The organism is Streptomyces sp. NPDC050433 (assembly GCF_044458565.1).
In the GTDB taxonomy this organism is placed as follows: domain Bacteria; phylum Actinomycetota; class Actinomycetes; order Streptomycetales; family Streptomycetaceae; genus Streptomyces.
In genome coordinates this window covers 1,964-3,290 of the sequence record NZ_JBITIB010000065.1, presented here as the reverse complement: position 1 = coordinate 3,290, position 1,327 = coordinate 1,964, and the positions used below count along the sequence as shown (strand labels likewise).

Sequence of the window (1,327 nt, the reverse complement as noted above, 5' to 3'; positions counted from 1 at the left end):
CGGGTGGTTGGTCGTTGTTTGAGAACTGCACAGTGGACGCGAGCATCTGTGGCCAAGTTTTTAAGGGCGCACGGTGGATGCCTTGGCACCAGGAACCGATGAAGGACGTGGGAGGCCGCGATAGGCCCCGGGGAGCTGTCAACCGAGCTTTGATCCGGGGGTGTCCGAATGGGGAAACCCGGCAGTCGTCATGGGCTGTCACCCGCTGCTGAACACATAGGCAGTGTGGAGGGAACGAGGGGAAGTGAAACATCTCAGTACCCTCAGGAAGAGAAAACAACCGTGATTCCGGGAGTAGTGGCGAGCGAAACCGGATGAGGCCAAACCGTATGTGTGTGATACCCGGCAGGGGTTGCGCGTGCGGGGTTGTGGGATCTCTTTTCTGTCGTCTGCCGGCGACAGGACGAGTCAGAAACCGTTGGTGTAGGCGAAGGACATGCGAAAGGTCCGGCGTAGAGGGTAAGACCCCCGTAGCTGAAACATTAACGGCTCGTTTGAGAGACACCCAAGTAGCACGGGGCCCGAGAAATCCCGTGTGAATCTGGCGGGACCACCCGCTAAGCCTAAATATTCCCTGGTGACCGATAGCGGATAGTACCGTGAGGGAATGGTGAAAAGTACCGCGGGAGCGGAGTGAAATAGTACCTGAAACCGTGTGCCTACAAGCCGTGGGAGCGTCGCTGGCAGCACTTGTGCTGTCAGTCGTGACTGCGTGCCTTTTGAAGAATGAGCCTGCGAGTTTGCGGTGTGTTGCGAGGTTAACCCGTGTGGGGAAGCCGTAGCGAAAGCGAGTCCGAATAGGGCGTTTTAGTAGCGCGCTCAAGACCCGAAGCGGAGTGATCTAGCCATGGGCAGGTTGAAGCGGCTGTAAGAGGTCGTGGAGGACCGAACCCACCAGGGTTGAAAACCTGGGGGATGACCTGTGGTTAGGGGTGAAAGGCCAATCAAACTCCGTGATAGCTGGTTCTCCCCGAAATGCATTTAGGTGCAGCGTCGTGTGTTTCTTGCCGGAGGTAGAGCACTGGATAGGCGATGGGCCCTACCGGGTTACTGACCTTAGCCAAACTCCGAATGCCGGTAAGTGAGAGCGCGGCAGTGAGACTGTGGGGGATAAGCTCCATGGTCGAGAGGGAAACAGCCCAGAGCATCGACTAAGGCCCCTAAGCGTACGCTAAGTGGGAAAGGATGTGGAGTCGCAGAGACAACCAGGAGGTTGGCTTAGAAGCAGCCATCCTTGAAAGAGTGCGTAATAGCTCACTGGTCAAGTGATTCCGCGCCGACAATGTAGCGGGGCTCAAGCGTACCGCCGAAGTCGTGTCATTCCATA

1 rRNA gene (only partly in view) is annotated in these 1,327 nt (G+C 57.0%); it reads left to right on the top strand.

Annotated elements, in window-relative coordinates:
* The first annotated feature begins 50 nt into the window (after positions 1-50).
* A 23S ribosomal RNA gene (locus ACIBLA_RS37515) occupies positions 51-1,327 on the top strand; it runs 1,923 nt beyond the window's last position.